At 65.7% G+C, this 25980-nt stretch carries 25 protein-coding genes and 1 tRNA gene; 9 read left to right on the top strand and 17 right to left on the bottom strand.

Going from position 1 to position 25980, the window contains the following annotated elements; all coding sequences use genetic code 11:
- Positions 1–25 precede the first annotated feature (25 nt).
- The 4 genes from J0J06_RS05670 to moaA all read right to left on the bottom strand — a co-directional run bounded on the left by J0J06_RS05670 (position 26) and on the right by moaA (position 2937).
- Positions 26–607, bottom strand: a complete 582-nt coding sequence (locus J0J06_RS05670) for a hypothetical protein (protein WP_294040350.1) — start codon at positions 605–607, stop codon at positions 26–28.
- 152 nt (positions 608–759) lie between these two features.
- Positions 760–834, bottom strand: a tRNA-Asn gene (locus J0J06_RS05665).
- 53 nt (positions 835–887) lie between these two features.
- Positions 888–1667: an NAD kinase gene (locus tag J0J06_RS05660; protein WP_294040349.1), complete on the bottom strand. Its 780-nt coding sequence runs from the start codon at positions 1665–1667 to the stop codon at positions 888–890.
- A gap of 256 nt (positions 1668–1923) precedes the next feature.
- Positions 1924–2937 carry a GTP 3',8-cyclase MoaA gene (gene moaA, locus J0J06_RS05655; protein ID WP_294040348.1) on the bottom strand — a complete coding sequence of 338 codons (1014 nt, stop codon included), beginning with the start codon at positions 2935–2937 and terminating at the stop codon, positions 1924–1926.
- 78 nt (positions 2938–3015) lie between these two features.
- Here moaA and J0J06_RS05650 point away from each other — a divergent pair, with 78 nt between their 5' ends.
- A complete protein-coding gene (locus J0J06_RS05650; RefSeq protein ID WP_294040347.1) occupies positions 3016–3822 on the top strand; it encodes an EAL domain-containing protein in 807 nt (268 codons plus the stop codon).
- On the opposite strand, the gene J0J06_RS05645 is transcribed toward J0J06_RS05650, so the two are convergent.
- The 3 genes from J0J06_RS05645 to J0J06_RS05635 form a co-directional block, all read right to left on the bottom strand.
- Positions 3819–4334, bottom strand: coding sequence for a GAF domain-containing protein (locus J0J06_RS05645; protein ID WP_294040346.1), 516 nt, complete (start codon positions 4332–4334; stop codon positions 3819–3821). The two genes, J0J06_RS05650 and J0J06_RS05645, sit on opposite strands and share 4 nt — an antisense overlap.
- A gap of 83 nt (positions 4335–4417) precedes the next feature.
- The gene (mfd, locus tag J0J06_RS05640; RefSeq protein ID WP_294040345.1) at positions 4418–7870 is read right to left on the bottom strand and encodes a transcription-repair coupling factor; all 3453 of its coding nucleotides are present in this window, start codon (positions 7868–7870) and stop codon (positions 4418–4420) included.
- Positions 7867–8142 (bottom strand): succinate dehydrogenase assembly factor 2, encoded by a 276-nt coding sequence (locus J0J06_RS05635; RefSeq protein ID WP_294040344.1) that lies wholly within the window; start codon positions 8140–8142, stop codon positions 7867–7869. Before J0J06_RS05635 ends, mfd begins: the two co-directional genes overlap by 4 nt.
- 76 nt (positions 8143–8218) lie before the next feature.
- Between J0J06_RS05635 and recG the strand changes: the two genes are divergently transcribed.
- Positions 8219–10270 (top strand): ATP-dependent DNA helicase RecG, encoded by a 2052-nt coding sequence (recG, locus tag J0J06_RS05630; RefSeq protein WP_294040343.1) that lies wholly within the window; start codon positions 8219–8221, stop codon positions 10268–10270.
- On the opposite strand, the gene J0J06_RS05625 is transcribed toward recG, so the two are convergent.
- The 4 genes from J0J06_RS05625 to serS form a co-directional block, all read right to left on the bottom strand.
- Entirely contained in the window at positions 10267–10599 is a 333-nt protein-coding gene (locus J0J06_RS05625) for a PilZ domain-containing protein (protein ID WP_294040342.1), read from the bottom strand. The genes recG and J0J06_RS05625 overlap by 4 nt on opposite strands.
- Before the next feature lie 78 nt (positions 10600–10677).
- Positions 10678–11901: a tyrosine--tRNA ligase gene (gene tyrS, locus J0J06_RS05620; protein ID WP_294040341.1), complete on the bottom strand. Its 1224-nt coding sequence runs from the start codon at positions 11899–11901 to the stop codon at positions 10678–10680.
- 25 nt (positions 11902–11926) lie between these two features.
- The gene (locus J0J06_RS05615; protein WP_294040340.1) at positions 11927–13003 is read right to left on the bottom strand and encodes a M23 family metallopeptidase; all 1077 of its coding nucleotides are present in this window, start codon (positions 13001–13003) and stop codon (positions 11927–11929) included.
- 59 nt (positions 13004–13062) lie between these two features.
- Positions 13063–14340: a serine--tRNA ligase gene (serS, locus tag J0J06_RS05610; protein ID WP_294040339.1), complete on the bottom strand. Its 1278-nt coding sequence runs from the start codon at positions 14338–14340 to the stop codon at positions 13063–13065.
- 134 nt (positions 14341–14474) lie between these two features.
- On the opposite strand from serS, the gene J0J06_RS05605 reads away from it, so the two are divergent.
- The 4 genes from J0J06_RS05605 to J0J06_RS05590 all read left to right on the top strand — a co-directional run bounded on the left by J0J06_RS05605 (position 14475) and on the right by J0J06_RS05590 (position 16858).
- The gene (locus J0J06_RS05605) at positions 14475–14657 is read left to right on the top strand and encodes a hypothetical protein (RefSeq protein WP_294040338.1); all 183 of its coding nucleotides are present in this window, start codon (positions 14475–14477) and stop codon (positions 14655–14657) included.
- A 27-nt stretch (positions 14658–14684) separates the two neighbouring features.
- Positions 14685–15515 (top strand): hypothetical protein, encoded by an 831-nt coding sequence (locus tag J0J06_RS05600; protein ID WP_294040337.1) that lies wholly within the window; start codon positions 14685–14687, stop codon positions 15513–15515.
- Between the two features lie 417 nt (positions 15516–15932).
- Positions 15933–16394, top strand: a complete 462-nt coding sequence (gene dksA, locus J0J06_RS05595; protein WP_294040336.1) for an RNA polymerase-binding protein DksA — start codon at positions 15933–15935, stop codon at positions 16392–16394.
- A 95-nt stretch (positions 16395–16489) separates the two neighbouring features.
- On the top strand, positions 16490–16858 hold the full coding sequence (locus J0J06_RS05590) for a PilZ domain-containing protein (protein ID WP_294040335.1): 369 nt from the start codon (positions 16490–16492) through the stop codon (positions 16856–16858).
- Between the two features lie 41 nt (positions 16859–16899).
- Here J0J06_RS05590 and J0J06_RS05585 read toward each other — a convergent pair whose 3' ends face one another.
- Positions 16900–17055, bottom strand: a complete 156-nt coding sequence (locus J0J06_RS05585; RefSeq protein ID WP_294040334.1) for a YdcH family protein — start codon at positions 17053–17055, stop codon at positions 16900–16902.
- 140 nt (positions 17056–17195) lie between these two features.
- Here J0J06_RS05585 and J0J06_RS05580 point away from each other — a divergent pair, with 140 nt between their 5' ends.
- Together J0J06_RS05580 and J0J06_RS05575 are read left to right on the top strand one after the other, a co-directional pair.
- Positions 17196–17393 (top strand): DUF465 domain-containing protein, encoded by a 198-nt coding sequence (locus J0J06_RS05580; protein ID WP_294040333.1) that lies wholly within the window; start codon positions 17196–17198, stop codon positions 17391–17393.
- 68 nt (positions 17394–17461) lie between these two features.
- A complete protein-coding gene (locus tag J0J06_RS05575; RefSeq protein WP_294040332.1) occupies positions 17462–17923 on the top strand; it encodes a DUF1465 family protein in 462 nt (153 codons plus the stop codon).
- Positions 17924–18009: 86 nt separating this feature from the next.
- On the opposite strand, the gene J0J06_RS05570 is transcribed toward J0J06_RS05575, so the two are convergent.
- Positions 18010–18969, bottom strand: coding sequence for a nitronate monooxygenase family protein (locus J0J06_RS05570; RefSeq protein ID WP_294040331.1), 960 nt, complete (start codon positions 18967–18969; stop codon positions 18010–18012).
- Between the two features lie 145 nt (positions 18970–19114).
- On the opposite strand from J0J06_RS05570, the gene J0J06_RS05565 reads away from it, so the two are divergent.
- A complete protein-coding gene (locus J0J06_RS05565) occupies positions 19115–21703 on the top strand; it encodes a M1 family metallopeptidase (protein WP_294040330.1) in 2589 nt (862 codons plus the stop codon).
- A 93-nt stretch (positions 21704–21796) separates the two neighbouring features.
- Here J0J06_RS05565 and J0J06_RS05560 read toward each other — a convergent pair whose 3' ends face one another.
- Genes J0J06_RS05560 through cysD form a run of 4 tightly spaced genes read right to left on the bottom strand, consistent with a single transcriptional unit; the run spans position 21797 to position 25929 of the window.
- Complete coding sequence (locus tag J0J06_RS05560; protein WP_294040329.1) at positions 21797–22321, bottom strand: gamma carbonic anhydrase family protein; 525 nt, start codon at positions 22319–22321, stop codon at positions 21797–21799.
- Positions 22322–22331: 10 nt separating this feature from the next.
- Positions 22332–23069, bottom strand: a complete 738-nt coding sequence (locus tag J0J06_RS05555) for a 3'(2'),5'-bisphosphate nucleotidase CysQ (RefSeq protein ID WP_294040328.1) — start codon at positions 23067–23069, stop codon at positions 22332–22334.
- Positions 23066–24982 carry a sulfate adenylyltransferase subunit CysN gene (gene cysN / locus J0J06_RS05550; RefSeq protein ID WP_294040327.1) on the bottom strand — a complete coding sequence of 639 codons (1917 nt, stop codon included), beginning with the start codon at positions 24980–24982 and terminating at the stop codon, positions 23066–23068. The genes J0J06_RS05555 and cysN overlap by 4 nt, the downstream gene beginning before the upstream one ends.
- Entirely contained in the window at positions 24979–25929 is a 951-nt protein-coding gene (gene cysD, locus J0J06_RS05545) for a sulfate adenylyltransferase subunit CysD (protein ID WP_294040326.1), read from the bottom strand. The genes cysN and cysD overlap by 4 nt, the downstream gene beginning before the upstream one ends.
- Between the last annotated feature and the right edge of the window lie 51 nt (positions 25930–25980).

Genomic DNA, 25980 nt, shown 5'->3' with positions numbered 1-25980 from the left:
CATCTTTGCGTGAATGGCGCGCCGCTTATTTCGGCAGCACCACCGACGGGCCGATGTTGGACATCACCGCGCGGGCGTCGAACGCGCGGACGTTGCCCGCGGGCTTCGGACCCTTGCCCATCACGATCTCTGCCGTGGCTTCGTATTTTTCGACCGTATTAATATCGACGGTGCGGTCGAAGAACGGATCGCCCCAGAACGGATCCCACGAGCGCCAGCCATAACCGCGCCCGTAATAGCGCCAGCGCGGGCCCCAGCCGCCATAGCCGAAGCCGTAGCCGCCGCCGAAGCTGGGCGTCGTATAGGTCCGCTCCTTCTTGTCGATGTCGCGATCGGCCGTGACGAAATAATCATAGCCGTTCTGGACGGTGATCTCCGCCGCGCGGAACAGGAGGTATTTCTCGACGGTGTCGCGGCTGGTCACGGTGTTGCCGGCGAAGCTGACGACGAAGCGGTTGGCTTCGATCTGTCGATCGCTGAACCCCTCGCGAGCGAAGCCGGTGCCCGTGGCCGGGCGATATGTGGTTTCGGAAATACAGCCGGCGAGTGCCAGCGTCGAAGCCGCGATCAGGCCCAGGGCCGAGGTGCGGCGGAATGAAAACGCCATAAACAAGTCTCCGTTCGCCGATGGTTCTAAACGATCCATCCTATCGCGGATAGGTGGAACGCAGGATGAACGGCTTGGCTCCCGCCCGAGGCCGGAAATAAATTGTCACATTTTGTCGCGGGAGGTGGCGACGCCGCCGACGGTCGCGCCGCTGGCTCCCTGAGTAGGATTCGAACCTACGGCCGCTCGATTAACAGTCGAGAGCTCTACCGCTGAGCTATCAGGGAATAGCGTTGAGGGGCGCTCTATAAACGCCCGACTTCGCGATGCAACCCCAAAGCTATGAGGCGAACTGCTCCATCGTGATGCGGTCGTCGAGCGCATGTTCGGGGTCGAACAGCAAGGTCAGTTCGCGCGTGCGGTCGATCGCGATGTCGACTTGTGCGACGTCGCGCACTTCGCGCTGGTCGGCCACGGCGGAGACCGGCCGCTTGGCGGGTTCGAGCACCTTGAGCGTGATACGCGCCTTTTCGGGCAGGACAGCGCCGCGCCAGCGCCGGGGGCGAAACGCCGAGATCGCGGTCAGCGCGATCATCCCCGATCCTAGCGGCAGGATCGGGCCGTTGGCGGACAGGTTGTAGGCGGTCGATCCCGCGGGCGTCGCGGCCAGGATGCCGTCGCACGCCAGTTCGGGCAGGACGATGCGGTCGTTGACCGTCACTTCGAGCTTTGCCGTCTGGCGGGTTTCGCGGAGCAGCGACACTTCGTTGATCGCTGGCAACACGAAGCTTTCGCCCGAGACAGTGCGGGCGGTCATCTGCAAGGGCGTGACCTTGAAAGACTTGGCGCGTTCCAGACGTGCGTCCAGCCCGTCGCCGCGCCATTCGTTCATCAGGAAGCCGACCGTGCCGAGGTTCATGCCGAACACCGGCACCGGATCGCCGCGCCGCTCGAGCATCGCGTGGAGCGTCTGAAGCATGAAACCGTCGCCGCCGAGCGCGACGATCAACTCCGCCTCCTCGACCGGCACCCAGTCATAGGCGCCGCGCAACTCGCGCTTAGCGGTTTGGGCTTGGGCGGTCGGCGAGACGACCAGGGCGCGTTTGGGGCCTGCACTCATGGCCGGCAACGGTCGAGACGGAGCGGAATTTCGTGCTGGGCAAGGAGCAAGGAGGGAGCGATGCCAAATGCATCGTGACCGACGAGCGACGACGTCCCGGTGCGAAATTCCGCCCGCCGCTTCGCGGCCCGGGAAAGCCCACCGGTCTTCGTCGCTTGCTTGCGCGTAGCGCCGGCTACGCGACTGCGCTGCGCTCCTCGCCGGCGGCCTTTCCCGGGCGATCTCGACCATTGCCGGCCATGAGTGCAGGCGCCGATCATCCGCCGGTGACGCTCATATGGCGCGCGACGGTGGGCGCCGCGCCAGCGGCGACGCGGAAATCGTGGCGGGCGGGCTTGATCGCGACGGCGCGGTCGATCGCGGCGTCGAGGCCCGCGACTCCGCCCTCGCGCAGGGCGACCTTCAGATCGACCTGATCGTCATGGCCGAGGCACGAGTATAGCCGGCCCTCGGTGGTCAGCCGCACGCGATTGCAGCCGTCGCAGAAATTGGCGGTCAGCGGGGAAATCAGGCCCAGCCGCGTGCCGCTCGCGCCCACTCGCCAATAGCGCGCCGGGCCACCGCTGTCGTGCGTATCGCGAGTCAGACCGAACGCTTCCGACAGGTCGGCGAACACATCGGTCAGTGGCAGGAAACGATCGGCGCGATCCTCGTCGATCGCTCCCAGCGGCATGGTCTCGATCAAGCTGAGGTCGTGGCCCTGCTCGACACACCAGGCGAGCATCGGGGCAATCTCGTTGGCATTAAGGCCCTTCAGCGCGACCATGTTGATCTTGACCGCCAGCCCGGCAGATTTCGCCGCCGCGATCCCGTCGAGGACTTGGCCCACATCGCCGTGCCGCGTGATATAGCGGAATCGGTCGGGATCACGGCTGTCGAGGCTGACGTTGAGGCGGCGCATCCCGGCGGCATGCAGCGCCTCCGCATGTTCCGCGAGCCGCGTGCCGTTGGTCGTCATCGTCAGTTCGTCGAGCCCGTACCCGATATGCCGGCCCAATCGCCGCGCGAGATCAATCACGTCGCGCCGCACCAGCGGCTCGCCGCCGCTCAGCCTGATCTTGGTAACGCTGCGCGCGATGAAGCGTTCGGCGATGATGGCGATTTCTTCCAGCGCGAGCAGCGCGTTCCGCGGCAGGAAGGTCATCTTCTCCGCCATGCAATAGCGGCAGCGCAAGTCGCAGCGGTCCGTCACGGACACGCGCAGATAGCTGATCGTGCGGCCGTGCCCATCTTTCAATGGGTTGCCGATCAGGGCGGATTGGGACGCCATCGTGAGGCGAGAGCTAGGCGGTGCGACGCAAACGCACAAGTGCTTGGCCGAACAGGGCGCGGTGCGTAAGGACAGACGATGCATCGACCAGCGGGGCGACAAACCAACGAACAGGGGACGCCGCGCGGCCGGCGACTCTCGGACCATTTACCCCCAGCGCTGGGCGGTGGCGAAATCGTCGTGCTGTTCCAGCCGCAAGTGTCGATGGCGAGCGGCGCGATCGTCGGCGCCGAGGCGCTGGCGCGCTGGCGTCGGCCGGGCAGGGACGAGGTGGGGGCGGAACGGCTGTTCGCCGCGGCCAAGCGCGCGGAGCTGATCGCGGCGGTATCCGACGAAATCCATGATGTGGCGCTGGCCGATGCGGCGGCGTGGCCCGCTGCGCTCGGCAATTTGCGGCTGTCGATCAACGTCACGGGGCGTGATCTCGCCCGATCGGGGTTTGCCGAGGTGCTGCTCGCGCGGATGGCGCAGCACGGCTTTCCGGCGTCGCGGCTGACGATCGAAGTGACCGAGCATGACCTCATCGCCGATCTGGCCAAGGCCGCCGCGGTGCTCGACGCGCTTCGGTCGGGCGGATGTCGCGTCGCGCTCGACGATTTCGGGACGGGCTATTCTAGTCTGGCGTATCTCAAGGAACTGCCGGCCGACGTGGTCAAGCTCGACGCTCGGCTGACGCACGACATTGACGGGTCGCTGCGCGGCCAAGTGGTGGTGAAGGGTGTGATCGCGATCGCGCGCGCGTTGGGACTGACGGTCATCGTCGAGGGGGTCGAAACCCAACGCCAGCGCGATCTGCTGGCCGAGGCGGGCGCGGATATATTCCAGGGTTTCCTTTGTGCCGCGCCCTTGTCCAGCGCCGCGTTGGCTGAACTGGCCGGCAGCTAGGAAGCGATGCGCGACAGGAGCCGTTCGTCGGCGATCCGTTCGAGCTGTGCGCTTGCGCCCCGCGCCAGCATGTCGAGCAAGGTCAGCGCATCCTCCTCGATCGGGGCGGTCGTCCGCCAATAGGCGCCAATAGCGGCCACGGGCGCTCCGTGGCCGATCGGCGCCATCGCCATGCTGGCGACGAACGTCGACAGATAGGCGTTGAGCGGCACGTGCGGATCGACGCGAATGTCCGGGATAACCACCATCCGCCGTTCGAGCATCGAGATTCCGGAAATACAGGTCGCGATCGGGAAGCGCTGGCCCGACCATAACGGCGCGATCGCGTCCTCGCCGACATAATGGACCATGTCGCCTTCGCGGCGCACCACCGCAACGCCGTCGGATTGCAGGATCGCGCGTGCGCTGATGCGCAGGATTTCGAGGATCCCGTCGAGCGAACCCGCCTCGCCGAGCCGACGCGTCGCGGCGCTCAGCAAACGCCAGCGCTGGAATCGGACGGTCTTGTTCATCGGCGCCTCCCGTCCCCATCCTACGCCCCTCGGGTAAAGCAGGGGTTACCGATAAGCCGTTGTCGACCCATGCTTATATTGGATTATAGCGCGGCCTTGGCCAGCCCCTTCGACAATTGCAGCGCGCCGTTCAACCGGGCCTGCGGATCGGCCCATTCGCGGGCGATGACGAGTTTGCTGTCGGGACGGAGTTTGGCGACCCCCTTAAGCCGGTCGACATAAGCGAGCAGCCCCTCAACATTCGGCGGCTTGTCGTCGTGGAAGCTGACCAATGCGCCCTTCGGCCCGAGGTCGATCTTGGCGACGCACGCCGTCTTGGCGTTGAGCTTCACCTCGATCAGCTTGATCAGGTTCGCGGTCGCCTCCGGCAACGGGCCGAAACGATCGATCAGTTCGGCGGCGAACGCCTCGATGCTGTCTTGTTCGTCGAGGTCGTTGAGGCGGCGATAGAGGCCCATGCGCAGGTCGAGGTCGGGGACGTAATCCTCCGGGATCATGATTGGCGCATCGACAGTGATCTGGGGGCTGAAATCGCGCGGACGCGTTGCTATGCCGCCCGCCTTCGCCTCCATGATCGCCTCCTCGAGCATGGACTGGTAGAGTTCGTAGCCGACCTCGCGGATATGCCCCGACTGCTCGTCGCCGAGCAGATTGCCGGCACCTCGAATGTCGAGGTCGTAGCTCGCCAGCTGGAACCCCGCGCCGATCGTGTCGAGGTCGCTCAGCACCTTCAGGCGCTTGTCGGCGGTCTCCGTGACGATGCGGTTGGGCGGCGTCGTCATATAGGCATAGGCGCGCGTCTTCGACCGGCCGACGCGCCCACGCAGCTGGTAGAGCTGGGCAAGGCCGAACATGTCGGCGCGGTGGACGATCATCGTGTTGGCGCTGGGGATGTCGAGGCCCGATTCAACGATGGTGGTCGAAACCAGTACCTCGAATTTCTTGTCGTAGAAGGCGGACATCCGCTCCTCGACTTCGCCCGCGCCCATCTGGCCGTGCGCGACGACGTAGCGGACTTCGGGCACCTGCTCGCGCAGGAAGGCTTCGATATCGGGCAGATCCTTGATGCGCGGCGTCACGACGAAGCTTTGCCCGCCGCGATAATGTTCGCGCAGCAACGCTTCGCGCAGCACGACCGGGTCCCAGGGCATGACGTAGGTGCGCACCGCCAGGCGATCTACCGGCGGGGTCTGGATCACCGACAGTTCGCGAATGCCCGACATCGCCATCTGCAAGGTGCGCGGGATCGGCGTCGCGGTCAGCGTGAGGACATGGACGTCGGCGCGCAGCGTCTTGAGGCGTTCCTTGTGCGTGACGCCGAAGCGCTGCTCCTCATCGACCACGACGAGGCCGAGCCGCTTGAACTCGACCTGTTTCGCAAGGATCGCGTGCGTGCCGACGACGAGGTCGGTCGTGCCGTCGGCGAGGCCCTCGCGCGTCGCTTTCGCCTCGGCGGTGCCGACGAGGCGCGAAAGGCGGCCAATCCTGATCGGGAAGCCTTCGAACCGCGTGACGAAATTGTTGTAATGCTGGCGCGCGAGCAGCGTGGTGGGGCACACGATCGCGACCTGCTTGCCCGCCATCGCGGCGGCGAACGCGGCGCGCAGCGCGACCTCGGTCTTGCCGAAGCCGACGTCGCCGACGACCAGCCGGTCCATCGGCTTGCCCGCCGACAAATCGCCGAGCACGTCGTCGATCGCGCGATCCTGGTCGTCGGTTTCCTCATAGGGGAAGCGGTCGACGAACGCCGGATAGCCTGCCTCGTCGGGCGTGATGACGTCGCCAGGGTGGAGCGCGCGCTCCGCCGCGGTCGCGATCAGCTCGCCGGCGATCTCGCGGATGCGCTCCTTCATGCGGCTCTTGCGCCGCTGCCACGCCTCGCCGCCCAGCTTGTCGAGCGTGCCGCCTTCGTCCGACCCGTAGCGGCTCAGGACTTCGAGATTCTCGACCGGGACGTAGAGCTTGTCGCCGCCGGCATAGGTCAGCGCGACGCAATCGTGCGGCGCCTTTTGCACCGGGATCTGGGTCAGCCCTTCGTAGCGGCCGATGCCGTGATCGGCGTGGACGACGAGATCGCCGGGCGACAGCGTAGCGAGTTCGGCGAGGAAGGCGTCGGCCGATTTCTTGCGCCGGTTGCGGCGGACCAGGCGGTCGCCGAGCATATCCTGCTCGGTCAGCAACGCGATGTCCGGAGCGGAGAAACCGTGGTCGAGCGACAGGATCGTCAGCGCGACACCGCGATCCGCCGCGCCGAGCGCCTCCTGCCAGGTGTCGACCAGCACGGCACCGGTCAGGTCGTGATCGCGCAGCAACCCCGCGAGCCGCTCGCGCGACCCGGCGGAATAGCTGGCGAGAATCAGTTTCTTCTTGTCTTTGCGCAGCTTGTCGAGGTGCTCGACGACGGCCTCGTAAATGTTGACGCCGCTCGCGCGTTCGGGCGCGAAGTCGCGGGGACCGTCGACGTCGAAGTCGATAACGGTAGCGCTTTCGGGTTCATGGAACGGCGTGGCCAGGTGCGCCTTCGCTGTCGCGAGCTTGGCGGACCAATCGTCGGCGGTGAGGTACAAAGCGTTGGCGGGCAGGGGGCGATAGCTGCCCGGATCGCCCGACTGCGCCTTGACGCGATTGGCGTGATAATCGGTGACCGCCTCGAACCGCTGCTCGGCAGCCGCGGTGACCCCAGCCTCGCACACGACCAGCGCGTCGTCGCCGATATGATCGAACAGCGTCTCCAGCCGCTCCTCGAACAACGGCAGCCAATGCTCCATCCCGGCTAGGCGGCGGCCTTCGCTGATTGCCTGATAGAGCGGATCGCCGGTCGCGGTTGCGCCGAACGTCTCGCGATAGCGCGCGCGGAACCGCTTGATCGAGTCGTCATCGAGCAGCGCCTCCGACGCGGGCAGCAACGTAAAACCATCGATCCGCCCGGTCGTGCGCTGATCGCTCGGATCGAACGTGCGCACGCTCTCGATCTCGTCGCCGAAGAAATCGAGCCGCAGCGCCTGTTCCTCGCCGCTCGGGAACAGGTCGACTAGCCCGCCGCGCACCGCGAACTCGCCCTGGTCGTGGACCGTGTCGGTGCGGACATAGCCGTTGGCCGACAGCAACGCCGCCAGCTTGTCGCGCCCGATCCGCTCGCCGGGCGCCAGCCGCGCGACCAGTTGCCGCACGCGGAACGGCGTCAGCGTGCGCTGCGTCGCGGCGTTGGCGGTCGTGACGAGCAGTTGCGGCCCCTTTGGCTTGGCTTGCAGCCGGTGCAGCGCCGCAAGCCGCTCGGCCATGATCCGCAGCGTCGGACTCGCGCGGTCGTAGGGCAGGCAGTCCCACGCGGGATATGCGATCACCTCGATCTCCGGCGCAAAATAGCCTATCGTCGAGGCGACGCTGCGCATCTCCGCGTCGTCGGGCGCGATCAATACCGTCCGCGCCGGCGCCGCGCGCGCGAGATCCGCCAGCAGCACCGGCAGGAATCCCGCCGGGACGCCCGCCAGCGTCAGCGGCTGCGTCGCGGATAGAATTTTACGCGGGTCGGTCATGCGGGCTTCGCGGCTATCGGAACGAAATCGAGCGCGCGCATCTGAGCCATCATGGCCCCCTCCCACCGCTCGGGACAGGGAAGAGTGCCCATCGCCCAGGCCATGATGTCGACGTCCTGTTCCTCCAGCAGCGCCTCGAACCAGTCGAGCTGCGCCGCGTCCCAGCTCGCCCCGTGACGGTCGAAGAATCCCCCGATCATCAGGTCGGCTTCCTTGGTGCCGCGATGCCACGAACGAAAGCGCAGGCGTTTGAGGCGAATGTCGCGGTCCATGCGGAGTTCCAACGGCAATTGGCCGGCGGCGCTTTTCGGCGCAGTCGGCTGGGGCTAGGGTCGGTTTCAGATAGCTATGCGCCCCGACATCCTCAACCCGCTGTTTGCCGAAGTCACCGCGCTGAAGGGCGTCGGGCCGGGGCTGGCCAAGCCGCTCGACAAGCTCGGGCTGCACCGCGTGGTCGATGTCGCGTTCCACCTGCCGACCGGATTCATCGATCGAGTCCCACGCGACGAACTCGATATGGCGGATGCCGGGCGGACGATCGCGATCACGCTGACGCCGGTTGACTACAGGACCAGCAGCAGCCCGCGCGGGCCGATGCGCGTCCACGCGATCGACGGGCATGGCAACTACGTCAGCCTGATCTATTTCGGAGGATCGTCGGGCTGGGTGCGGAAGCTGTTGCCGCTCAACGAGCCGAAGCGGATGTCGGGCAAGCTGGAGATGTATGGGCAGGAGCTCCAGATCATCCACCCCGATCTGATCGACGCTGGGGAGGGGTTTCGCGAGCGCGAGGCGATTTATCCGCTGTCCGAAGGGCTGAGCTCGCGCCGCCTGGGCGATTTCGCGCATCAGGCGATCGATCGCGCGCCCGATTTGCCCGAATGGATCGAGCCGGGACTGAAATCGCGGCACCAATGGCCTGATTGGCGCGATTCGCTGGCGCGCGCGCATGCCGACCCGGCGGACGCCAAGGCGCGCGAGCGGCTCGCCTATGACGAACTGTTCGCCAACCAGCTCGCCTTCATGCTGGTCCGCGCGTCGTCGCGAGCGCGGCGGGGCAAGGCGCTGGCGAGCGACAGGCGGCTGCGGGATATGCTCAAGCTGCCCTATGCGCCGACGGGCGCGCAGGCGCGGACGATTCGCGAGATCGAGGGTGACCTGGCGCAATCCTCACCGATGCTGCGGCTGCTCCAGGGAGATGTCGGATCGGGCAAGACGTTGGTCGCGACGATGGCGCTGCTGATCGCGGTAGAGGCGGGGGCGCAGGGTGCGTTTCTGGCCCCGACCGAAATCCTCGCGCGGCAGCATTTCGAAACGTTGCAGCGGATGCTCGCAAGCTTGCCAGTAAACGTCGCGGTGCTGACCGGCCGCGATAAGGGGCGAGTACGCGAATCGACGCTGATGGGGCTCGCCGATGGGTCGATCGACATTCTGGTCGGCACGCACGCGATTTTCCAGGAAGCGGTGACTTACAAGGATCTCGGGTTAGTCGTCGTGGACGAGCAGCATCGTTTCGGCGTCGCGCAACGCATGCTGCTGCAGGACAAGGGCAACGCGCCGCACCTGCTGGCGATGACCGCGACGCCGATTCCGCGCACGTTGACGCTCGCGCAATATGGCGAAATGGACGTCAGCCGGCTCGACGAAATGCCGCCGGGCCGCCAGCCAATTGAGACTCGCGTGGTGTCGGAGGATCGGCTGGGCGAGGTGGTGGAGGGGATCGGTCGGCATCTCGAGGCCGACGGGCAGGCGTATTGGGTGTGCCCGCTGGTCGAGGAGTCGGAAAAGTCCGACCTCGCCGCCGCCGAAGCGCGCGCCGCGGCCCTGCAGGCGCGGTTCGGCGACCGCATCGGGCTGGTCCACGGCCGCATGAAGCCCACCGAGAAGGATTCGGTGATGGCCGCGTTCGCGAGCGGGCGGCTCGGCGTGCTGGTCGCCACGACAGTGATCGAGGTCGGTGTCGACGTGCCCAATGCGACCCTGATCGTCATCGAGCATGCCGACCGCTTCGGACTGGCGCAACTCCACCAGCTGCGCGGACGCGTGGGGCGGGGAAGCGGAAAGTCGATCTGCCTGCTGATCCGCGGTGGAACTCTGAGCGAGACGTCGCGCGCGCGGCTGGCGCTGATGCGCGAGACCAATGACGGCTTCCGCATCGCCGAGGAGGATCTGCGGCTGCGCGGCGCGGGGGAGATGCTCGGCACCCGGCAATCGGGCGAGCAGGGGTTCCGGATCGCGACGCCGGAGCAGCTCAACGAGCTGCTGCCCATCGCCAATGACGACGCGCGCCTCCTGATCGATCGTGATGGCGGGCTGGCGGGGCCACGAGGCCAGGCGGCGCGGATTGCGCTCTATCTGTTCGAGCGCGATGCCGGGGTGCAGCTTCTCCGCTCGGGTTAGCGCACGCCCTTCAGCAGCGCGGCGAGCAGTTCGTAATATTCCGCCATCCCGATTGGCCGGTCGAGCTCGCACCCGATCCGACCGCCGAGCGACCAGCGCACTTCGGCGCCGATCGCGCCGACCACCGGCAAGGTGATGCGCAGCCGTTCGCCGACCGGGCGGTCGCCGACGATTCGCGCCATCAGGCCCTGTGCCGACATGTTGACGACCTGCAACGACAGCGGCTGCGCATCGGCGCCATAGGCCCGCGCGCGATAATCCACCTCGTCGCGCGGGACGTCGCGTCTGTCGGTAAAGGCCATTGCGGCTGCGGCCATCGGTATCGTCATCCCTGTTCCGCCGCCACGCTAGGAACTCGCGTGTGAAAAGCTTGAAAAGGAACGTATTTAACGGGCGTTAACGATGCTTTAATTAGGCGTCAGCAGCCCGTGATGCTTCTTGCCCGCCGACAAGCGGACCGGATTTCCGTCCATTTCAATGACGAGCGTTTCGTCCGCGACCTTCTCGCCGTCGACTCGAGCGCCGCCGCCCGCGATCAACCGCCGCGCCTCTCCCTTCGATGCGCAGAAGCCCAAACCGACCAGCGCATCGACGATACCCACCGACCCGCTAACGGCGAGCGTCGGCAACGCATCGCCGCTCGCACCCTCCTCGAAAGTCCTGCGCGCGGTATCTGCCGCCAGCGTCGCGGCATCCGCCCCCCGGCACATCGCGGTAGCTTCGTTGGCGAGCACGATCTTGGCCTGGTTGATCTCCGCGCCTTCCAGCGCCTCCAGCCGGGCTATCTCGTCGAGCGGCAAATCGGTGAACAGCCGCAGGAACTTGCCCACGTCGCGGTCGTCGGTGTTCCGCCAGAACTGCCAATAGTCATAGGCTGGCAGCGCATCCTCGTTGAGCCACACGGCGCCCGCCGCGGTCTTCCCCATCTTGCCGCCGTCCGCGGTCGTGATCAGCGGCGTCGTCACGGCGAACACCTCGGTCCCGTCGGCGCGGCGCGCGAGGTCGATGCCGTTGACGATATTCCCCCACTGGTCCGACCCGCCCATCTGCAGCCGGCATCCCATCCGCCGCGACAGTTCCAGGAAGTCGTAGCCCTGAAGGATCATATAGTTGAATTCGAGGAACGACAGTGATTGCTCGCGGTCGAGCCGGAGCTTGACCGAGTCGAACCCGAGCATCCGGTTGATCGAGAAATACTGCCCGATGTCGCGTAGAAACGGCAGGTATTCGAGCTTGTCGAGCCACTCCGCATTGTCGACCATCACCGCATCGGTCGGACCGTCGCCGAATTTAAGAAACTTCGCGAATACGGTCTTCAGCGAAGCGATGTTCGCGTTGATCGTCTCGACCGTCATCAGCTTGCGCGCTTCGTCCTTGAAGCTCGGATCGCCGACCTTGCCGGTACCGCCTCCCATCAGCACGATCGGCTTGTGCCCCGACTGCTGCAACCGGCGCAGCAGCATGATCTGCACCAGGCTGCCGACATGGAGCGACGGCGCGGTTGGATCGAAGCCGATATAGCCGGGCACGATCTGCTGGGCGGCGAGTGCATCGAGCCCCGCCGCGTCGGTCATCTGATGAATGTAGCCGCGCTCGTCGAGCAGGCGGAGCAGATCGGATTGGTAGGTCATGATGCGCGCGCCGGTAGCATTCGCACTACCGCCTCGGCAACTCGCTCAGCGGATCGACCGGGACACGCCCCTTGCGCAGCTCGAAGTGCAACTCGGGCCGGTCGGCGAAGCCCGTCGCCCCCGACAGCCCGAGCGATTGGCCGCGTTTCACCGCCTGGCCGCGCTGGACGAGGATGCGGCTGGCATGACCATAGACGCTGGTCCAGCCGTCGCCATGCTTGACCATCACCAGCCCGCCGAGGCCTGGGACGTTGGTGGCGGTGTAGATTACCACGCCGTCCGCTGACGCTTTGATCGGCGTGCCGAGCGGCACCGCGATCTTGATGCCGTCGTTGCGCTCCCCGCTGTCGCCTGCGCCGAACCGCTTGACGACGTTGCCGGTGGAGACGGGCCACACGAAGGCGCCGTTGAACGGGCCGGGCGTCGCGATCGGCACGGTGGGTGGCAGCGGCTTGCGTACGACGCTGGCGGCGCGGGGCGCGCGGCCACCTTCGGGAATAGCAGGCTCGCCGCCGCCGGTGGCGATGTCACCCAGGTCGATCTTGAACGCGGCGGCGCGCTCCGCAAGCGTCTGCGGCGGTGTGCCGCCCGGGATGAGGATGCGGCGGCCGGAGCGCAGCACGTAAGGCTCGGCCAGATCGTTGGCGGCGACGATGTCGGCCCATTTGACGCCATAGGCGCGCGCGATCGCAATGCCCGACTCGCCGGGGCGGATCAGGTGATAGCGGCCGCCGGGAATCGTCAGCCGCTGGCCGGGGCGGAGCGTGAACGGGGCGGTCAGGCCGTTGGCATCCGCGATGATTTCCGCGCTTGCGCCGACCCGCTCCGCGACGCCGCGCAGCGTGTCGTCGGACCGGACGACATAGGTCGAGTTGGGAATCGTCCGCGCGTCGGGCGTGACCGGCTGCGCGACCCAGGCTGGCGGGGCAGCGGGCGGAGCGGGGACATCGGCATCGATCGGACGACGGCCGTAATCGTCCTGCGGATCGTCGCGGCCGGGCGGCGGATCGTAAGCCGTTTGCGGCTGTCCCGCGTCGGGCGGCCCATAATCCTGTCCCGGGGGGATGCAGCCGGTAAGCGCCAGCATCAACACTACAGACATGGTCGCTCGCATGTTCAACCCCCGCTAGCGGAGCATAGCGCAGGCAAGGCGGGAGGCAATCAGGCGGCCGGTTCCAGCCGGTTGAGACCGCGCAGATAGGGTTGCAGCGCGTCGGGAATCGCGACCGATCCGTCCTCCTGCTGATAATTCTCCAGGATCGCGACCATCATCCGCCCGACCACGAGGCCCGAACCGTTGAGCGTGTGGACGAACGCGGGCTTGCCGTCCTCGCCGCGATAGCGCGCATTCATGCGGCGCGCCTGGAAATCGGTGCAGGTCGAACAACTCGAAATCTCGCGATAGCGGCCCTGGCCGGGCAGCCACACTTCGAGGTCGTACGTGCGCGCGGCGGAGAAGCCCATGTCGCCGGTGCACAGCTTCATCCGACGGAAGGGCAGGCCGAGCCGTGTCAGCACGTCCTCGGCGGCGGCGGTCATGCGTTCGTGCTCGGCCTCGGACTGATCCGGCGCGACGATCGAGACCATTTCGGCCTTTTCGAACTGGTGCTGGCGGATGAACCCGCGCGTATCGCGTCCCGCCGCGCCCGCCTCGGAACGGAAGCAGGGGGTGAGGGCGGTAAAGCGCAAGGGAAGTTCATCACCGCTCAGGATCTTTTCGCGGACGATGTTGGTCAGGCTGACCTCGCTGGTCGGGATCAGCCAGCGGCCGTCGGTGGTCTGGAACAGATCCTCGGCGAATTTGGGGAGCTGGCCGGTGCCGAACATTGCATCATCCCGGACCATCAGCGGCGGGACGACTTCCTCATAACCGTGATCGCGCGTCAGCACGTCGAGGCCGAACTGGCCGAGCGCGCGGTTGAGCCGCGCCGCCGCCCCGCGCACCAGCGTGAATCGCGCACCGGCGAGTATCGCGCCGGTCTCGAAATCGAGACCGAGCGGGGGGCCAATCTCGTCATGCTCCCGAACCGCGAAGGCGAAGTCGGGACGCTTGCCATGCTCGGCCACGAGTTCGTTATCGTCTTCGTCCGCGCCCTGCGGCACGTCGGCGAGCGGGAGGTTGGGGATTGCGGCAAGCGAATCGTTGAGCGCCGCCTCCGCCGCCCGCTCCTCCTCCTCCAGTTCCGGCATCCGCATCTTGAGCGTGGCGACTTCCGCCATCAGCGCCTGAGCGGTCGCTTCGTCCTTCGCGGCCTTAGCCGCGCCGATCGCTTTCGATGCTTCGTTGCGGCGCGTCTGACCTGCCTGCAATTCGGTGATCACCGCGCGCCTTTTCTCATCGAGCGCGAGTAAGTCCGTGGCCATCCGCGACAGGCCGCGCCGGGCAAGTCCTGCGTCGAAAGCTTCCGGGTTGTCGCGGATCTGGCGGATGTCGTGCATGGCGACGCGGCTATGGCGGGGCGGGGCGGGCTGCGCAACCCGCGCGCGAAAAGGAAAGGCCGGCGGGACCTGATGGTCCCGCCGGCCTGACCCCGCCCTACAAAGATACGCCTTAGGCGGTAACGGTCGTCTGTTTGGCGAAGCGCTTGCGCGCGACCAAGGCGGCGGCGGCGCCACCGAACAGGAAGATCATCGGCGGTGCGGGAACCGGCGCGGGCGGACCGCCCGACGAACCGGTCGAGCCGCTGCTGCCGTGCCAGCCGCTCGAACCGCCCCAGCTGCTCGACGAGCTCCAGCCCTTGGACGACGAGCCGTAGCTCGACGAGGAACTGCTGGCCGACGAATTGGATGAACTCGAGCCGTTCGAAGACGACGAGGTCGAGCTCGACGAGCCGTTGGACGACGAGGAGGTCGAGGACGAGGTCGACGACGACACATTGCCGCTGGACGAGGACGACGAGGAGACGTTGCCCGACGACGAGGAAGATGTCGACGAGGACACGTCGCCGCTCGAGGACGACGAGACATTGCCCGAAGAGGAGCTAGACGAGCCGCCCGATGCGGACGACACGTTGCCCGACGATCCGCCCGACGCGGACGAGACGTTGCCCGACGAACTGGACGAGGTGCTGCCCGACGAGAAACCGCCGGTCGACGACGAGGTCGAGGACCCGCCGCTGCCGCCGGAGGAGGTCGAAGAGGAACCGCCCGACGTCGAGCTGCTGGTCGATCCGCCGCTGGTCGAGGAGGTCGATGATACAACGATCCCGCCGCCCGATGATCCGCCGCTGCCGCCGAAAAAGCCGCCAGTGAAGAAGCCGCCGCCGAAACCGCCGCCCGAACCCCCGACGACTACCGCGCCGCCATCACCGCTCGACCCCGTGAAGGGCGGCGGAGCGGGTAGCGGCGGGCCACCGGCAACGGTGACGACCGCAGGCGGGCAGGCCGTCGTGGTCGTGGTCACGACCTTGCGAACGCGTGCGGCGCGGGCCGAGGCGGTCCGCGTCGTGCGGACGACGCGCTTCTTGTATGTCGTCTTGGCGTACCCGGCGCGCGGCTTGGCCGTTTCGGATACCTTGACGGCGCCCCCGCCGATGATCGCGCCGCCGCAAGCGCAGGCGCAAAGTTTTGCCATGGCCATCCGAACAGACATCGCGTCACTCTCTTATCGTTAACCGTCCCAATCCCCCAAAAACCGGAGACGGTGATGCTTCATTGCAGCTGGTGAGCCACTATTGGCATAGTGCGAAACAAAACATTAAGTGCAACGCCATTAACCAAGAATAATGATACGGAAACGTCTTTCGCCGTGACTGTCGCGATGCAGTTATAGTTAACGTTTCATTGTGAAACGTGACGGCGCTCGCTCACCGTGGCTCGATGCTGTTCGATTTTACTTTCATGCTCCTGACCATGGGGTTCAGGGCTGCGAAAGCCGGACTGCTATACCCGGAGGGCCGGCGACGGGAGCGATCGAAACGGCCTGTCGTCAATTGCTTGTGGAGCCGCCCGAGCATCGCTATAGGCCCGCCCCACGGGGCGACCCGGGGCAGCGGCAGAAGCGGCGCCACGGGTCAGTCGGGAGAGTGGGGATGGCAACGGCTTTGAATCGCTTAGAAGATTCCAGTTTCGAACTGCCCGCGAACGACGCCGACGACGGCTATCGTCCGAGCGCGGACGAAGAGTTCATGAACCCGCGGCAGCAAGCGTATTTCCGCACCAAGCTGCTCCGCTGGAAAGAGGCGATCCTCAAGGAAGCCGAAACCACATTGTCGCAGTTGCAGGTCGAACCGCTGCGCGAGGCGGATCTGACCGATCGTGCGTCGAGCGAGACCGATTGGGGGATCGAACTCCGCACGCGCGATCGCCAGCGCAAGCTGATCGCGAAGATCGACGCTGCCTTGCGCCGCATCGAGGACGGGGAATATGGCTATTGCGAGGTTACTGGCGAGCCGATTTCGCTGGGCCGGCTGGAGGCCCGCCCGATCGCGACGATGACCGTCGAGGCGCAGGAGCGTCACGAACGTAACGAGAAGGTGTCCCGCGAGGACTGAATCGGGACATTAGCCCTGCCGCGGCTTTAACCCTTTCGACAACAATTCGGCCTTATCCGTGCGCTGGCGAGACGTTTCCGTTTCGGGCAGGGCGCATGAACGATTCCACACCCAACACTTTTCCCGATTTGAGCGTCGATTCGGCGAAGCGGGCAAAGTCGCGTGACAGTCTGTTCCTGGTCGCGGACCTTGCGATCCACGGACGGCCGGGGCCGCTCCAGGTGCGCGTGCGCAACCTGTCGCCGGGCGGGCTGATGGCGGAATATGCGCATCCGCTGGACATCGGCAATCCGGTCGACATCGACCTGCGCGGCGTCGGCAGGGTGACCGGGCAAGTCGCGTGGAGCGCGGCGGGGCGGATCGGCATCGCCTTCGACAACCCGATCGATCCGCTGAAAGCGCGAAAGCCCGTGAGCTCGCGGAGCGCACCCACGAAAAGCGAGCCGTTAAAGCCGCTCTTTTAAAACGGGCGCCCCGGGCGGGCCGAGGACGCCCACTTTGCCCGTTACAGCGAGGCGATCGCTTCCTTCACTCGCAATTTCTGCTTTTTGAGGTCCGCCAGAATGCGTGAATCCGGCGCCGGGCGATGGCTCTCGGCCATGATCTGCCGGTCCAGCACGCTGTGCTTCGTCTCGAGAGCCGAAAGATGCGGGTTCTGCATGGGAGCAACCTCCTTCATTCAGTGGGGGAAGCAAATAGAACACGAAAAGCGTTAAAAGTCGCCATCGATTTCGCTTGCGAATCGACACGCCGCGTCGTTTTGCCGATGATCGGAAAAGTGCCGGGAAATGTGGAGAATCCATGGACGAGGCCCAGATCATCCTACGGCTCGGCACGCTTCGGACCGAGCATCGCGACCTCGACTCGGCGATCGACGCATTGCGGCTGCTCGGTACGAGCGATCAGCTCCAGCTTGCCCGGATGAAGAAGCGCAAGTTGGCGTTGAAGGACGAGATCGCGATGCTGGAGGATCAGCTCATCCCGGATATAATCGCCTGATCGAATTTGGGACGCGGAGTCAGCGAGTTCCCCTTGCGGCTGCGGTCGATTCAGGCGACGTTGCCGACATGGCAGCCGATGTAACCAACGCGCGGATTCATCGCCGGATGATCGACTCGCTCTATGTCGATGCGATGCTGCTCGCCGACGAGGCGCGGGGCTATTTCGACCAAGGCGCACGGATCGAACGCGAAGCGCTCGACCCGCTGGGGCGTGTTACCTTTTCCTGCGAATCGTTGAAGGTGACGACGCGGCTGATGCACATCATTGCCTGGCTGCTGACTCAGCGCGCGGTCGATGCGGGCGAGCTCAGCGCGCGCGACGCGCTCGATCCGGCGCGCCGGCTGGGCGATGCGCCGGTCACCGACGAAGCCGTGCTCGAGCAGATGCCGGCAGAGGCCCGCACGCTGATCGCCGCGAGCATCGACCTTCATCGCCGCGTCGCGCGGCTCGATGATGCGCAGGTCGAGCCGCAACCGTCCGACAGCCCTGTGCAGCATATGCAGGCCCGGCTGGCGATGGCTTTTTGATCCATTAGCGTGCTCCTGCGAAGGCAGGAGCCTAGGATAGTTTTCGGTAAGCGCGACCCTGTGCTCCTGCTTTCGCAGGAGCACGGTTAGGCCAGGATCCGCGCTTTCGCCGCCTTGTACTCCGCTTCCAGCCGATCGACCCGCACCGCGACGGGTTCGACCTTGTCGATCACGCCGATGCCCTGACCGGACCCCCAGATGTCCTTCCACGCCTTGGCCTTGCTCGAATTGCCGTCGCCGAAATTCATCGTGCTGAGGTCGCCTTCGGGCAGATTATCCGGGTCCATGCCGGCCGCGACGATCGAGCCGCGCAGGTAATTGCCGTGAACGCCGGTAAACAGGTTCGAATAGACGATGTCGGCGGCCTTGCTCTCGACGATCTCCTGTTTGTAGCCCTCGACCGCGTTGGCCTCGTCGGTCGCGATGAACGGCGAGCCGATATAGGCGAGATCAGCCCCCATCGCTTGTGCCGCCAGCACCGCGCCGCCATTGGCAATCGACCCCGACAAAGCGAGCGGGCCGTCGAACCACTGGCGGATTTCCTGGATGATCGCGAACGGCGACAGCCGGCCGGCATGGCCCCCGGCGCCGGCCGCGACCGCGATCAGCCCGTCCGCACCCTTTTCTATGGCTTTCCGCGCGAACCGATCGTCGATCACGTCGTGCAGCGTAATGCCGCCCCAGCCATGGACGGCGGTGTTGAGTTCCTCGCGCGCGCCGAGCGACGTGATGATGATCGGCACCTGCCACTTGGCGCAGGTCATCAGGTCGGCTTCGAGCCGGTCGTTCGATTTGTGGACGATCTGGTTGACCGCGAACGGCGCGGCGGGCCGGTCTGGGTTGTCGCGGTTATGCGCCGACAATTCCTCGGTGATGCGGTGCAGCCACTCGTCAAGCAGCGACTGGGGCCGAGCGTTGAGCGCGGGGAAGGAGCCGACGATCCCAGCCTTGCACTGGGCGATGACCAGTTCCGGGCCGGAGATGATGAAAAGCGGCGACCCGATAACGGGCAGGCGCAGGCGATCGAACAAAGGCGGCAGGCTCATGCTAGGTTCATAGCGCAGCCGTAACCACAGAAAAGCCCTTTCGAAATGACGGTACGTCACGGCCGATTCTGACCGGATCAATCCATTTGCCAATCACCGCCGTGGCGTTATGGCCCGGCAACACACCAAGAATGAAGGTCGCCCAATGAAGCTTCTTGCCGCCGCCGCCGCGCTGATGGTCACCACCGCAAGTCCGGCGCTCGCCGCCGCGCAACTGGGCCGTGACGTCGTGCCGGTCGCCTATGACATCACGATCAATCCCAACGCGGGGGCGATGACCTTCACTGGAAGCGAAACGATTACGGTCGACGTGAAGACGGCGACGAAGACGATCACGCTCAACGCCGCCGAACTCGCGATCAACAAGGCGACGGTCGATGGCAAGGCGGTGACGTTCAAGCTGGATGACGCCAATCAGCGCGTGACGCTGACGCTCCCCATGGCAGCGAAGGTCGGGGTCCATACGATTGCGTTCGCCTGGACCGGCAAGATCAACCAGTCCGCCGCCGGCTTCTTCGCGATCGACTATACCAACAACGACGGGTCGAAGGCCCGGATGCTCGCGACGCAATTCGAGGCGCCCGACGCCCGCCGGTTCGCGCCGATGTGGGACGAACCGAGCTTCAAGGCGAAGTTCACGCTGCGGGCGGTTGCGCCCAAGGGGCAACTTGCTTTCTCGAACATGCCGGGCGTCGTGACCCCGCGACCCGACGGCACGCAACTCTACAGCTTCAAACAGTCGCCGGTCATGTCGAGCTACCTGCTGTTCCTCGGCATGGGCGACATGGAGCGCAAGACGGTGATGGCCGGCAAGACCGAAATCGGCGTCATCACGCGCAAGGGCGTGTCGCATCAGGGCGACTACGCGCTTGCATCGGCCAAGCGCCTGCTGACCTATTACAACGACTATTTCGGCCAGCCTTATCCGCTGCCCAAGCTGGACATGATCGCCGGACCCGGCACCAGCCAGTTTTTCGGCGCCATGGAGAATTGGGGCGCGATCTTCTATTTCGAACCCGAATTGCTGTTCGACCAGAAGCGCGCCACCGAAAGCGACAAACAGCGCATCTTCGTCGTCGTCGCGCATGAAATGGCGCACCAATGGTTCGGTGACCTCGTCACGATGCGCTGGTGGGACGACCTGTGGCTGAATGAGGGTTTTGCGTCGTGGATGGAGAACAAGGCGTCGGCCGATCTCAATCCCGACTGGTTCGCGCGTGATGCGGCGGTGTCGTCGGATCGCGAGGCTGGCTTTGCGCTCGATGCGACGGCGGCGACCCATCCGATCATCCGCCACGTCGAGACCGTCGATCAGATCGGCGAGGCGTTCGACACGATCACCTATCAAAAGGGCCAGGCGGTGATCGGCATGATCGAATCGACGATCGGGCCGGATGCGTTCCGTGCTGGCATCCGCCGCTACATGGCCAAATACAAATATGGGAACACGCAGACCGATCAGCTTTGGGCCGAGCTGGAGCAAGCGTCGGGCAAGCCGGTCGCGTCGTTCGCGCACGACTTCACGCTGCAGGGCGGCGTGCCGTTGATCACCGTGACCAGTGCGACGTGCACCAACGGCAATACGCTGGTCACGCTCGATCAGGGGCGGTTCGGGCTCGATGCCGCGTCGAAGACGCCGCAGCAGTGGCAAGTGCCGTTGCGCGTTGCGAGCATCGGCGGGCCGGTCACGACGTCGTTGGTCAAAAGCGACAAACCCTATTCGGTGACGGTGAAGGGTTGCGCGCCAGTCGTCGTCAATCTGGGGAAGGGCAGCTACGCGCGCGTTCGCTACGCGGCGGAGCCGCATGCCGCGCTGGTCGCGAATTACGCCAAGATGGATCTGGCCGATCGGCTCGGCATGCTGGGCGACGATTATGCGTTGGCGCGGAGCGGCGATCAGGACTTTGCCACGTATGCAGCAACGCTCGACGCGGTGCCTGCTGACGCGAGCCCGCTCGAATGGTCGCTGGTATCGGGCCAGCTCGGCAGTCTTTCGGGACTCTACGGCGGCACGCCGCTGAACGCCCAGGTCAATGCGTTGACGATCCGCAAGCTCGGACCCGTGCTGGCGAAGATCGGGTATGAGGCGCGAGCGGGCGAATCGCCGCTCGTCACCAATTTGCGCGAGGATCTGGTTGGACGGCTGGGCCGCGCCGGCGATCCCGAGGTGCTCAAGCGTGCGCGGGCCTATTTCGCCCGACTCAAGACCGATCAGTCGGCGATCCCGCCAGCGATCCGCGCGCCGATCCTGGCGACCTTCGCCGCCAACGCGACGCCGGCCGAGTGGGATGACCTGCTCGCGCTGTTCAAGGCGGAGAACAATCCGGTGGTGAAGAACGAATATGTCCGGCTGCTCGGGTCGGCGAAGGACCCGGTGCTGGCGGCGCGCGCGCTTGATCTGGTCAAAGGCGACGTGCTGACCGCGCAACAGAAGCCGACGATCCTGCGTGCGGTGGCCGGTGGGCACCCCGACCTGGCGTTCGATTTCGCGGTTGCGAATGCGGAGTTGGTCAACGGCGCGCTGGAGGCGAGTTCTCGCGCGGCGTTCATTCCGAGCCTGGGCGCTGGATCGAACGACCCCGCCATGCCCGGCAAAATTCAGGCCTTTGCCGCCAAGCAACCCGAAACGGCGCGCGGCGGCGCGAAGCGTGCGCTGTCGCAGATCGCCGTCCGCAAGGCGGTGGCCGATCGGCTACGGGGCGGCGTGGCGGGGTGGGCCGGGGCGGCGAGCTAGAGCCTCGTTCCCGTCATGCCGGACTTGATCCGGCATCTCGCTTTCTCGTCTGAAAAAACGTCACCCCGGCTCCAGGCCGGGGTGACGGCGGGATCAGTCGATCCGCTTCAGGCCCTTCGCGAACCGGTGCGCGTTCGCGACATAGTGATCGGCGGAGAGCTTCAGGAACGCGCGCTTGCCGGGATCGAGCGTCTTGACGCTACGGGCGGGGCTGCCGACGATCAGGCTGCCCGGTTCGAAGCTCTTGCCCTCCGTCACGAGGGCGTTGGCGCCGACCACGCATTCGTCGCCGATGACCGCCTGGTTCAGGACAGTGGCGCCCATCCCGACGAGCACGCGGTCGCCGATGGTGCAGCCGTGCAGGATCGCATGGTGGCCGATCGTGCACTCCACACCGATCGTCAGCGGCACGCCATGGTCGGAATGCAGCATGCTGCCGTCCTGCAAATTCGTGCGGTCCCCCACCGTGATCAGCGACGTGTCGCCGCGGATTACCGTGCCGAACCACACGCCGACATCGTCGCCGAGCACGACCTCCCCGATCACATGCGCGTCGGGCGCAATCCACACGCCCTTGCCAATGACGGGGACTTTGCCGTCGAGTTCGTAGATGGGCATGCGCGCTCCCTCAGCCGAGCGCGGCCATCACCGCGCCGACCAGTTCCTTACGACAGATCAGCAGATCGTGAACGTATGTATCTTCGCAATTGTAGATGAGCGGCGTGCCGTCGAGCCGCGCGCAATGCAGCCCCGCGGCGAGCGCGACCGCGACCGGGGCGGCGCTGTCCCATTCATATTGCCCGCCCGAATGCAGATAGATGTCGGCGGTCCCGCGCACCACGGCCATCGCCTTTGCACCTGCCGATCCCATCGGAACGAGTTCCGCACCGATAGCTTCCGCGACTGCGACGGCTTCGGCCGCTGGGCGCGTGCGGCTGACCAGCATGCGGGGCGGATCGTTGAGGGGGCCAAGGGCAGGGGGAGCATCCGAGCGAAGCACCAGTCCCACATCCGGCAAGGCGACTGCGCCGAGCACGGGCTCCCCGTCGACGCAGAGCGCGACGTGCACCGCCCAGTCCTCGCGCGCCTCGCCATATTCGCGGGTGCCGTCGACCGGATCGATGATCCACGTTCGCGATTTCAGGAGCCTCGAACCGTCACACTTGCGCTCTTCCGACAACAAGCCATCGTCGGGCCGTTCTGTGGTGATCGCGTGACATAGCAGGTCGTTCGCGGCGCTATCGCCCGCCTTGCCGAGTTCCTTCGGCTCCCAATCCCGCGACGCGCGTACTTCCTGGAGCAGCTTCCCTGCCGCTTCCGCGATCCGCGCGGCGAAATCTGCGTCGTCCTGCGTGGGCGCGCTCACAGGTCAGGACTCCAGACGCCCATGATATGTTCGACGATCCGCTCCGCCGCCGCCTCGGGAGTTTCCGCAGTGGTATCCACGCGGATGTCCGGCCGTTCGGGCGCTTCGTAGGGACTGGAGATGCCCGTGAAGTTGGCGATCTCCCCGGTGCGCGCCTTCCTGTAGAGGCCCTTCACGTCGCGCGCCTCGGCCACCTGAAGCGGCGTGTCGACGAAAATCTCGACGAAATCGCCCGCCGGTAGCATCGCGCGGACCAGTTCGCGCTCGGCGCGGAACGGCGAAATGAAAGCCGTCAGCACGATCAGGCCGGCATCTGTCATGAGCTTGGCGACTTCGCCGACGCGGCGGATATTCTCGATCCGGTCGGCATCGTTGAAGCCAAGGTCCTTGTTGAGCCCATGCCGCACATTGTCGCCGTCGAGCAGGTAGGAATGCCGGCCGAGCGCGAACAGCTTCTTCTCGACCAGATTGGCGATGGTCGACTTGCCGGAACCCGACAGACCGGTGAACCACAGGACCTTCGGCTCCTGGCCCTTTTGCTGGGCATGAGCGGCGCGCGTCACGTCGATCGATTGCCAATGGACGTCGCGGGCGCGGCGCAGGGCGAAGTGCAGCATGCCGGCAGCGACCGTCGCGTTGGTCAGCTTGTCGATCAGGATGAAACCGCCGAGCTCGCGGCTGTCGGCATAGGGTTCGAACACGATCGGCTTGTCGGTCACCAGGTTGGCGACGCCGATTGCGTTGAGATCGAGCGTCTTTGCCGCGATTTGTTCGAGCGTGTTGACGTTGACCTGATATTTGGGCGCGTGGATCTGTGCGGTGACGGTCTGGGTACCGAGCTTCAGCCAGTATCCGCGGCCGGGCAGCAGCGCGTCGTCCGCCATCCAGACGATCGTCGCCTCGAACTGGTCGGCGACCTGCGGCGGGTTGTCGGCGACCGCGATGACGTCGCCGCGCGAGCAATCGATCTCGTCCGCCAGGGTCAGCGTCACCGACTGGCCGGCGACCGCCAAATCCAGATCACCATCGAACGTCACTATTCGCTCGACAGAGGACGTCTTGCCCGAAGGTAGCACCCGGATGGCGTCGCCGGGCGCGATCGTCCCAGCCGCAATCGTCCCGGCAAATCCCCGGAAATCAAGATTGGGACGATTGACCCATTGCACGGCCATGCGGAACGGCTTGGCGCGGTCGGCGTCGGCGTCGAGTTCGACCGTCTCGAGATGCTCGATCAGGCTCGGGCCGACATACCACGGCGTGTTGGGGGAGGGGGCGGTGACGTTGTCGCCCTTGAATCCGGATATCGGGATCGGCGTGAACGCGGCGATACCGATACTCTTCGCGAACTTGGCATAATCGGCGACGATCGCGTCGTAGGTCGCCTGATCGTAGCCGACCAAGTCCATCTTATTCACCGCCAGCACGACGTGGCGGATGCCGATCAGGTGCGCGAGATAGCTGTGCCGCCGCGTCTGGGTCAGCACGCCCTTGCGTGCGTCGATCAGGATCACGGCGAGGTCGGCGGTCGAGGCGCCGGTCACCATGTTGCGGGTATATTGCTCGTGCCCCGGCGTGTCGGCGACGATGAATTTGCGCTTCTCGGTCGCGAAGAAGCGATAGGCGACGTCGATCGTGATACCCTGTTCGCGCTCGGCGGCGAGGCCGTCCACCAGCAGCGCGAAATCGATTTCCTGACCCTGTGTGCCGACCCGCTTGCTGTCGGCCTCCAGCGCGGCGAGCTGGTCGTCGAAGATCATCTTGCTGTCGTACAGCAGCCTCCCGATCAGCGTGGACTTGCCGTCGTCCACCGACCCGCAGGTGATGAAGCGCAGCAACGTCTTGCGCTGATGTTGCGCCAGGTAGGCTTGAATGTCCTGCGCGATCAACGCGTCGGGGCGGAAGGCGGCGGTCAAAAGTAGCCCTCCTGCTTTTTCTTCTCCATCGACGCCGCCTGGTCGTGGTCGATCGCGCGGCCCTGGCGCTCGCTGGTGGTCGTCAGCAGCATTTCCTGGATGATGTCGGGCAGCGTCGCCGCCTCACTCTCGACCGCGCCGGTCAGCGGATAGCAGCCAAGCGTGCGGAAACGGATCGAGCGTTCGACCGGCACTTCGCCGGGCGCGAGGCGGAAGCGTTCATCGTCGACCATCAGCAGCATGCCGTCGCGCTCGACCGTCGGGCGCGGCGCGGCGAAATAAAGCGGGACGATCTCGATCCCCTCCAGATCGATATATTGCCAGATGTCGAGTTCGGTCCAGTTCGACAGCGGGAAGACGCGGATGCTTTCGCCCTTGGCCTTCTTCGCGTTGTAGAGGTTCCAGAGTTCGGGCCGCTGCGCCTTCGGGTCCCAGCGATGGCTCGCCGAGCGGAAGCTGAATACCCGTTCCTTGGCGCGGCTCTTTTCCTCGTCGCGCCGCGCGCCGCCAAACGCGGCGTCGAAGCCGTATTTATCGAGCGCCTGCTTCAGACCCTCGGTCTTCCACATATCTGTATGGAGCCCCCCATGGTCGAACGGATTGATCCCCCGCGCGGCGGCCTCGGGGTTCTGATGGACAAGCAACTCCATCCCCGCATCGCGCGCCGCCTTGTCGCGCAGGGCATACATGTCGCGGAATTTCCAGGTCGTATCGACATGAAGCAGCGGGAAGGGCGGGGGCGCCGGATAAAAGGCCTTCTTCGCCAAGTGCAGCATCACCGCGCTGTCCTTGCCGACCGAATAGAGCATGACCGGGCGCTCCGCCTCGGCCACTACCTCGCGCAGGATATGGATGCTCTCCGCTTCCAGCCGCTGCAGGTGCGTGAGCGGAGGCTGCGCGCGATTGCCGGAAACCCGCGCCGTCATCGGTTGATCGATCCCATACATCGCCGCCTACATAGTGGCCGCATAGCACGACGCACGCCAACGCTTCTTTAA

The sequence above is a fragment of the Sphingomonas sp. genome (assembly GCF_017304615.1).
Lineage (GTDB): Bacteria > Pseudomonadota > Alphaproteobacteria > Sphingomonadales > Sphingomonadaceae > Sphingomonas.
Note: the sequence above shows the minus strand (reverse complement) of the source record. Positions and strands in the feature narration are given on the sequence as shown.

What these genes read in the sequence shown, in the direction of transcription:
- recG (WP_294040343.1), top strand. Translation starts at nt 8,219, where the DNA reads ATGCGCCCCGACATCCTCAACCCGCTGTTTGCCGAAGTCACCGCGCTG.
- J0J06_RS05645 (WP_294040346.1), bottom strand. Translation starts at nt 4,334, where the DNA reads ATGAACAAGACCGTCCGATTCCAGCGCTGGCGTTTGCTGAGCGCCGCG.
- J0J06_RS05565 (WP_294040330.1), top strand. Translation starts at nt 19,115, where the DNA reads ATGAAGCTTCTTGCCGCCGCCGCCGCGCTGATGGTCACCACCGCAAGT.
- J0J06_RS05585 (WP_294040334.1), bottom strand. Translation starts at nt 17,055, where the DNA reads ATGCAGAACCCGCATCTTTCGGCTCTCGAGACGAAGCACAGCGTGCTG.
- J0J06_RS05575 (WP_294040332.1), top strand. Translation starts at nt 17,462, where the DNA reads ATGGCAGCCGATGTAACCAACGCGCGGATTCATCGCCGGATGATCGAC.
- J0J06_RS05660 (WP_294040349.1), bottom strand. Translation starts at nt 1,667, where the DNA reads ATGAGTGCAGGCCCCAAACGCGCCCTGGTCGTCTCGCCGACCGCCCAA.
- J0J06_RS05570 (WP_294040331.1), bottom strand. Translation starts at nt 18,969, where the DNA reads ATGAGCCTGCCGCCTTTGTTCGATCGCCTGCGCCTGCCCGTTATCGGG.
- J0J06_RS05615 (WP_294040340.1), bottom strand. Translation starts at nt 13,003, where the DNA reads ATGTCTGTAGTGTTGATGCTGGCGCTTACCGGCTGCATCCCCCCGGGA.
- J0J06_RS05635 (WP_294040344.1), bottom strand. Translation starts at nt 8,142, where the DNA reads ATGGACCGCGACATTCGCCTCAAACGCCTGCGCTTTCGTTCGTGGCAT.
- mfd (WP_294040345.1), bottom strand. Translation starts at nt 7,870, where the DNA reads ATGACCGACCCGCGTAAAATTCTATCCGCGACGCAGCCGCTGACGCTG.
- dksA (WP_294040336.1), top strand. Translation starts at nt 15,933, where the DNA reads ATGGCAACGGCTTTGAATCGCTTAGAAGATTCCAGTTTCGAACTGCCC.
- J0J06_RS05590 (WP_294040335.1), top strand. Translation starts at nt 16,490, where the DNA reads ATGAACGATTCCACACCCAACACTTTTCCCGATTTGAGCGTCGATTCG.
- J0J06_RS05560 (WP_294040329.1), bottom strand. Translation starts at nt 22,321, where the DNA reads ATGCCCATCTACGAACTCGACGGCAAAGTCCCCGTCATTGGCAAGGGC.
- J0J06_RS05670 (WP_294040350.1), bottom strand. Translation starts at nt 607, where the DNA reads ATGGCGTTTTCATTCCGCCGCACCTCGGCCCTGGGCCTGATCGCGGCT.
- moaA (WP_294040348.1), bottom strand. Translation starts at nt 2,937, where the DNA reads ATGGCGTCCCAATCCGCCCTGATCGGCAACCCATTGAAAGATGGGCAC.
- tyrS (WP_294040341.1), bottom strand. Translation starts at nt 11,901, where the DNA reads ATGACCTACCAATCCGATCTGCTCCGCCTGCTCGACGAGCGCGGCTAC.
- J0J06_RS05625 (WP_294040342.1), bottom strand. Translation starts at nt 10,599, where the DNA reads ATGACGATACCGATGGCCGCAGCCGCAATGGCCTTTACCGACAGACGC.
- J0J06_RS05580 (WP_294040333.1), top strand. Translation starts at nt 17,196, where the DNA reads ATGGACGAGGCCCAGATCATCCTACGGCTCGGCACGCTTCGGACCGAG.
- cysD (WP_294040326.1), bottom strand. Translation starts at nt 25,929, where the DNA reads ATGTATGGGATCGATCAACCGATGACGGCGCGGGTTTCCGGCAATCGC.
- J0J06_RS05650 (WP_294040347.1), top strand. Translation starts at nt 3,016, where the DNA reads ATGCATCGACCAGCGGGGCGACAAACCAACGAACAGGGGACGCCGCGC.
- serS (WP_294040339.1), bottom strand. Translation starts at nt 14,340, where the DNA reads ATGCACGACATCCGCCAGATCCGCGACAACCCGGAAGCTTTCGACGCA.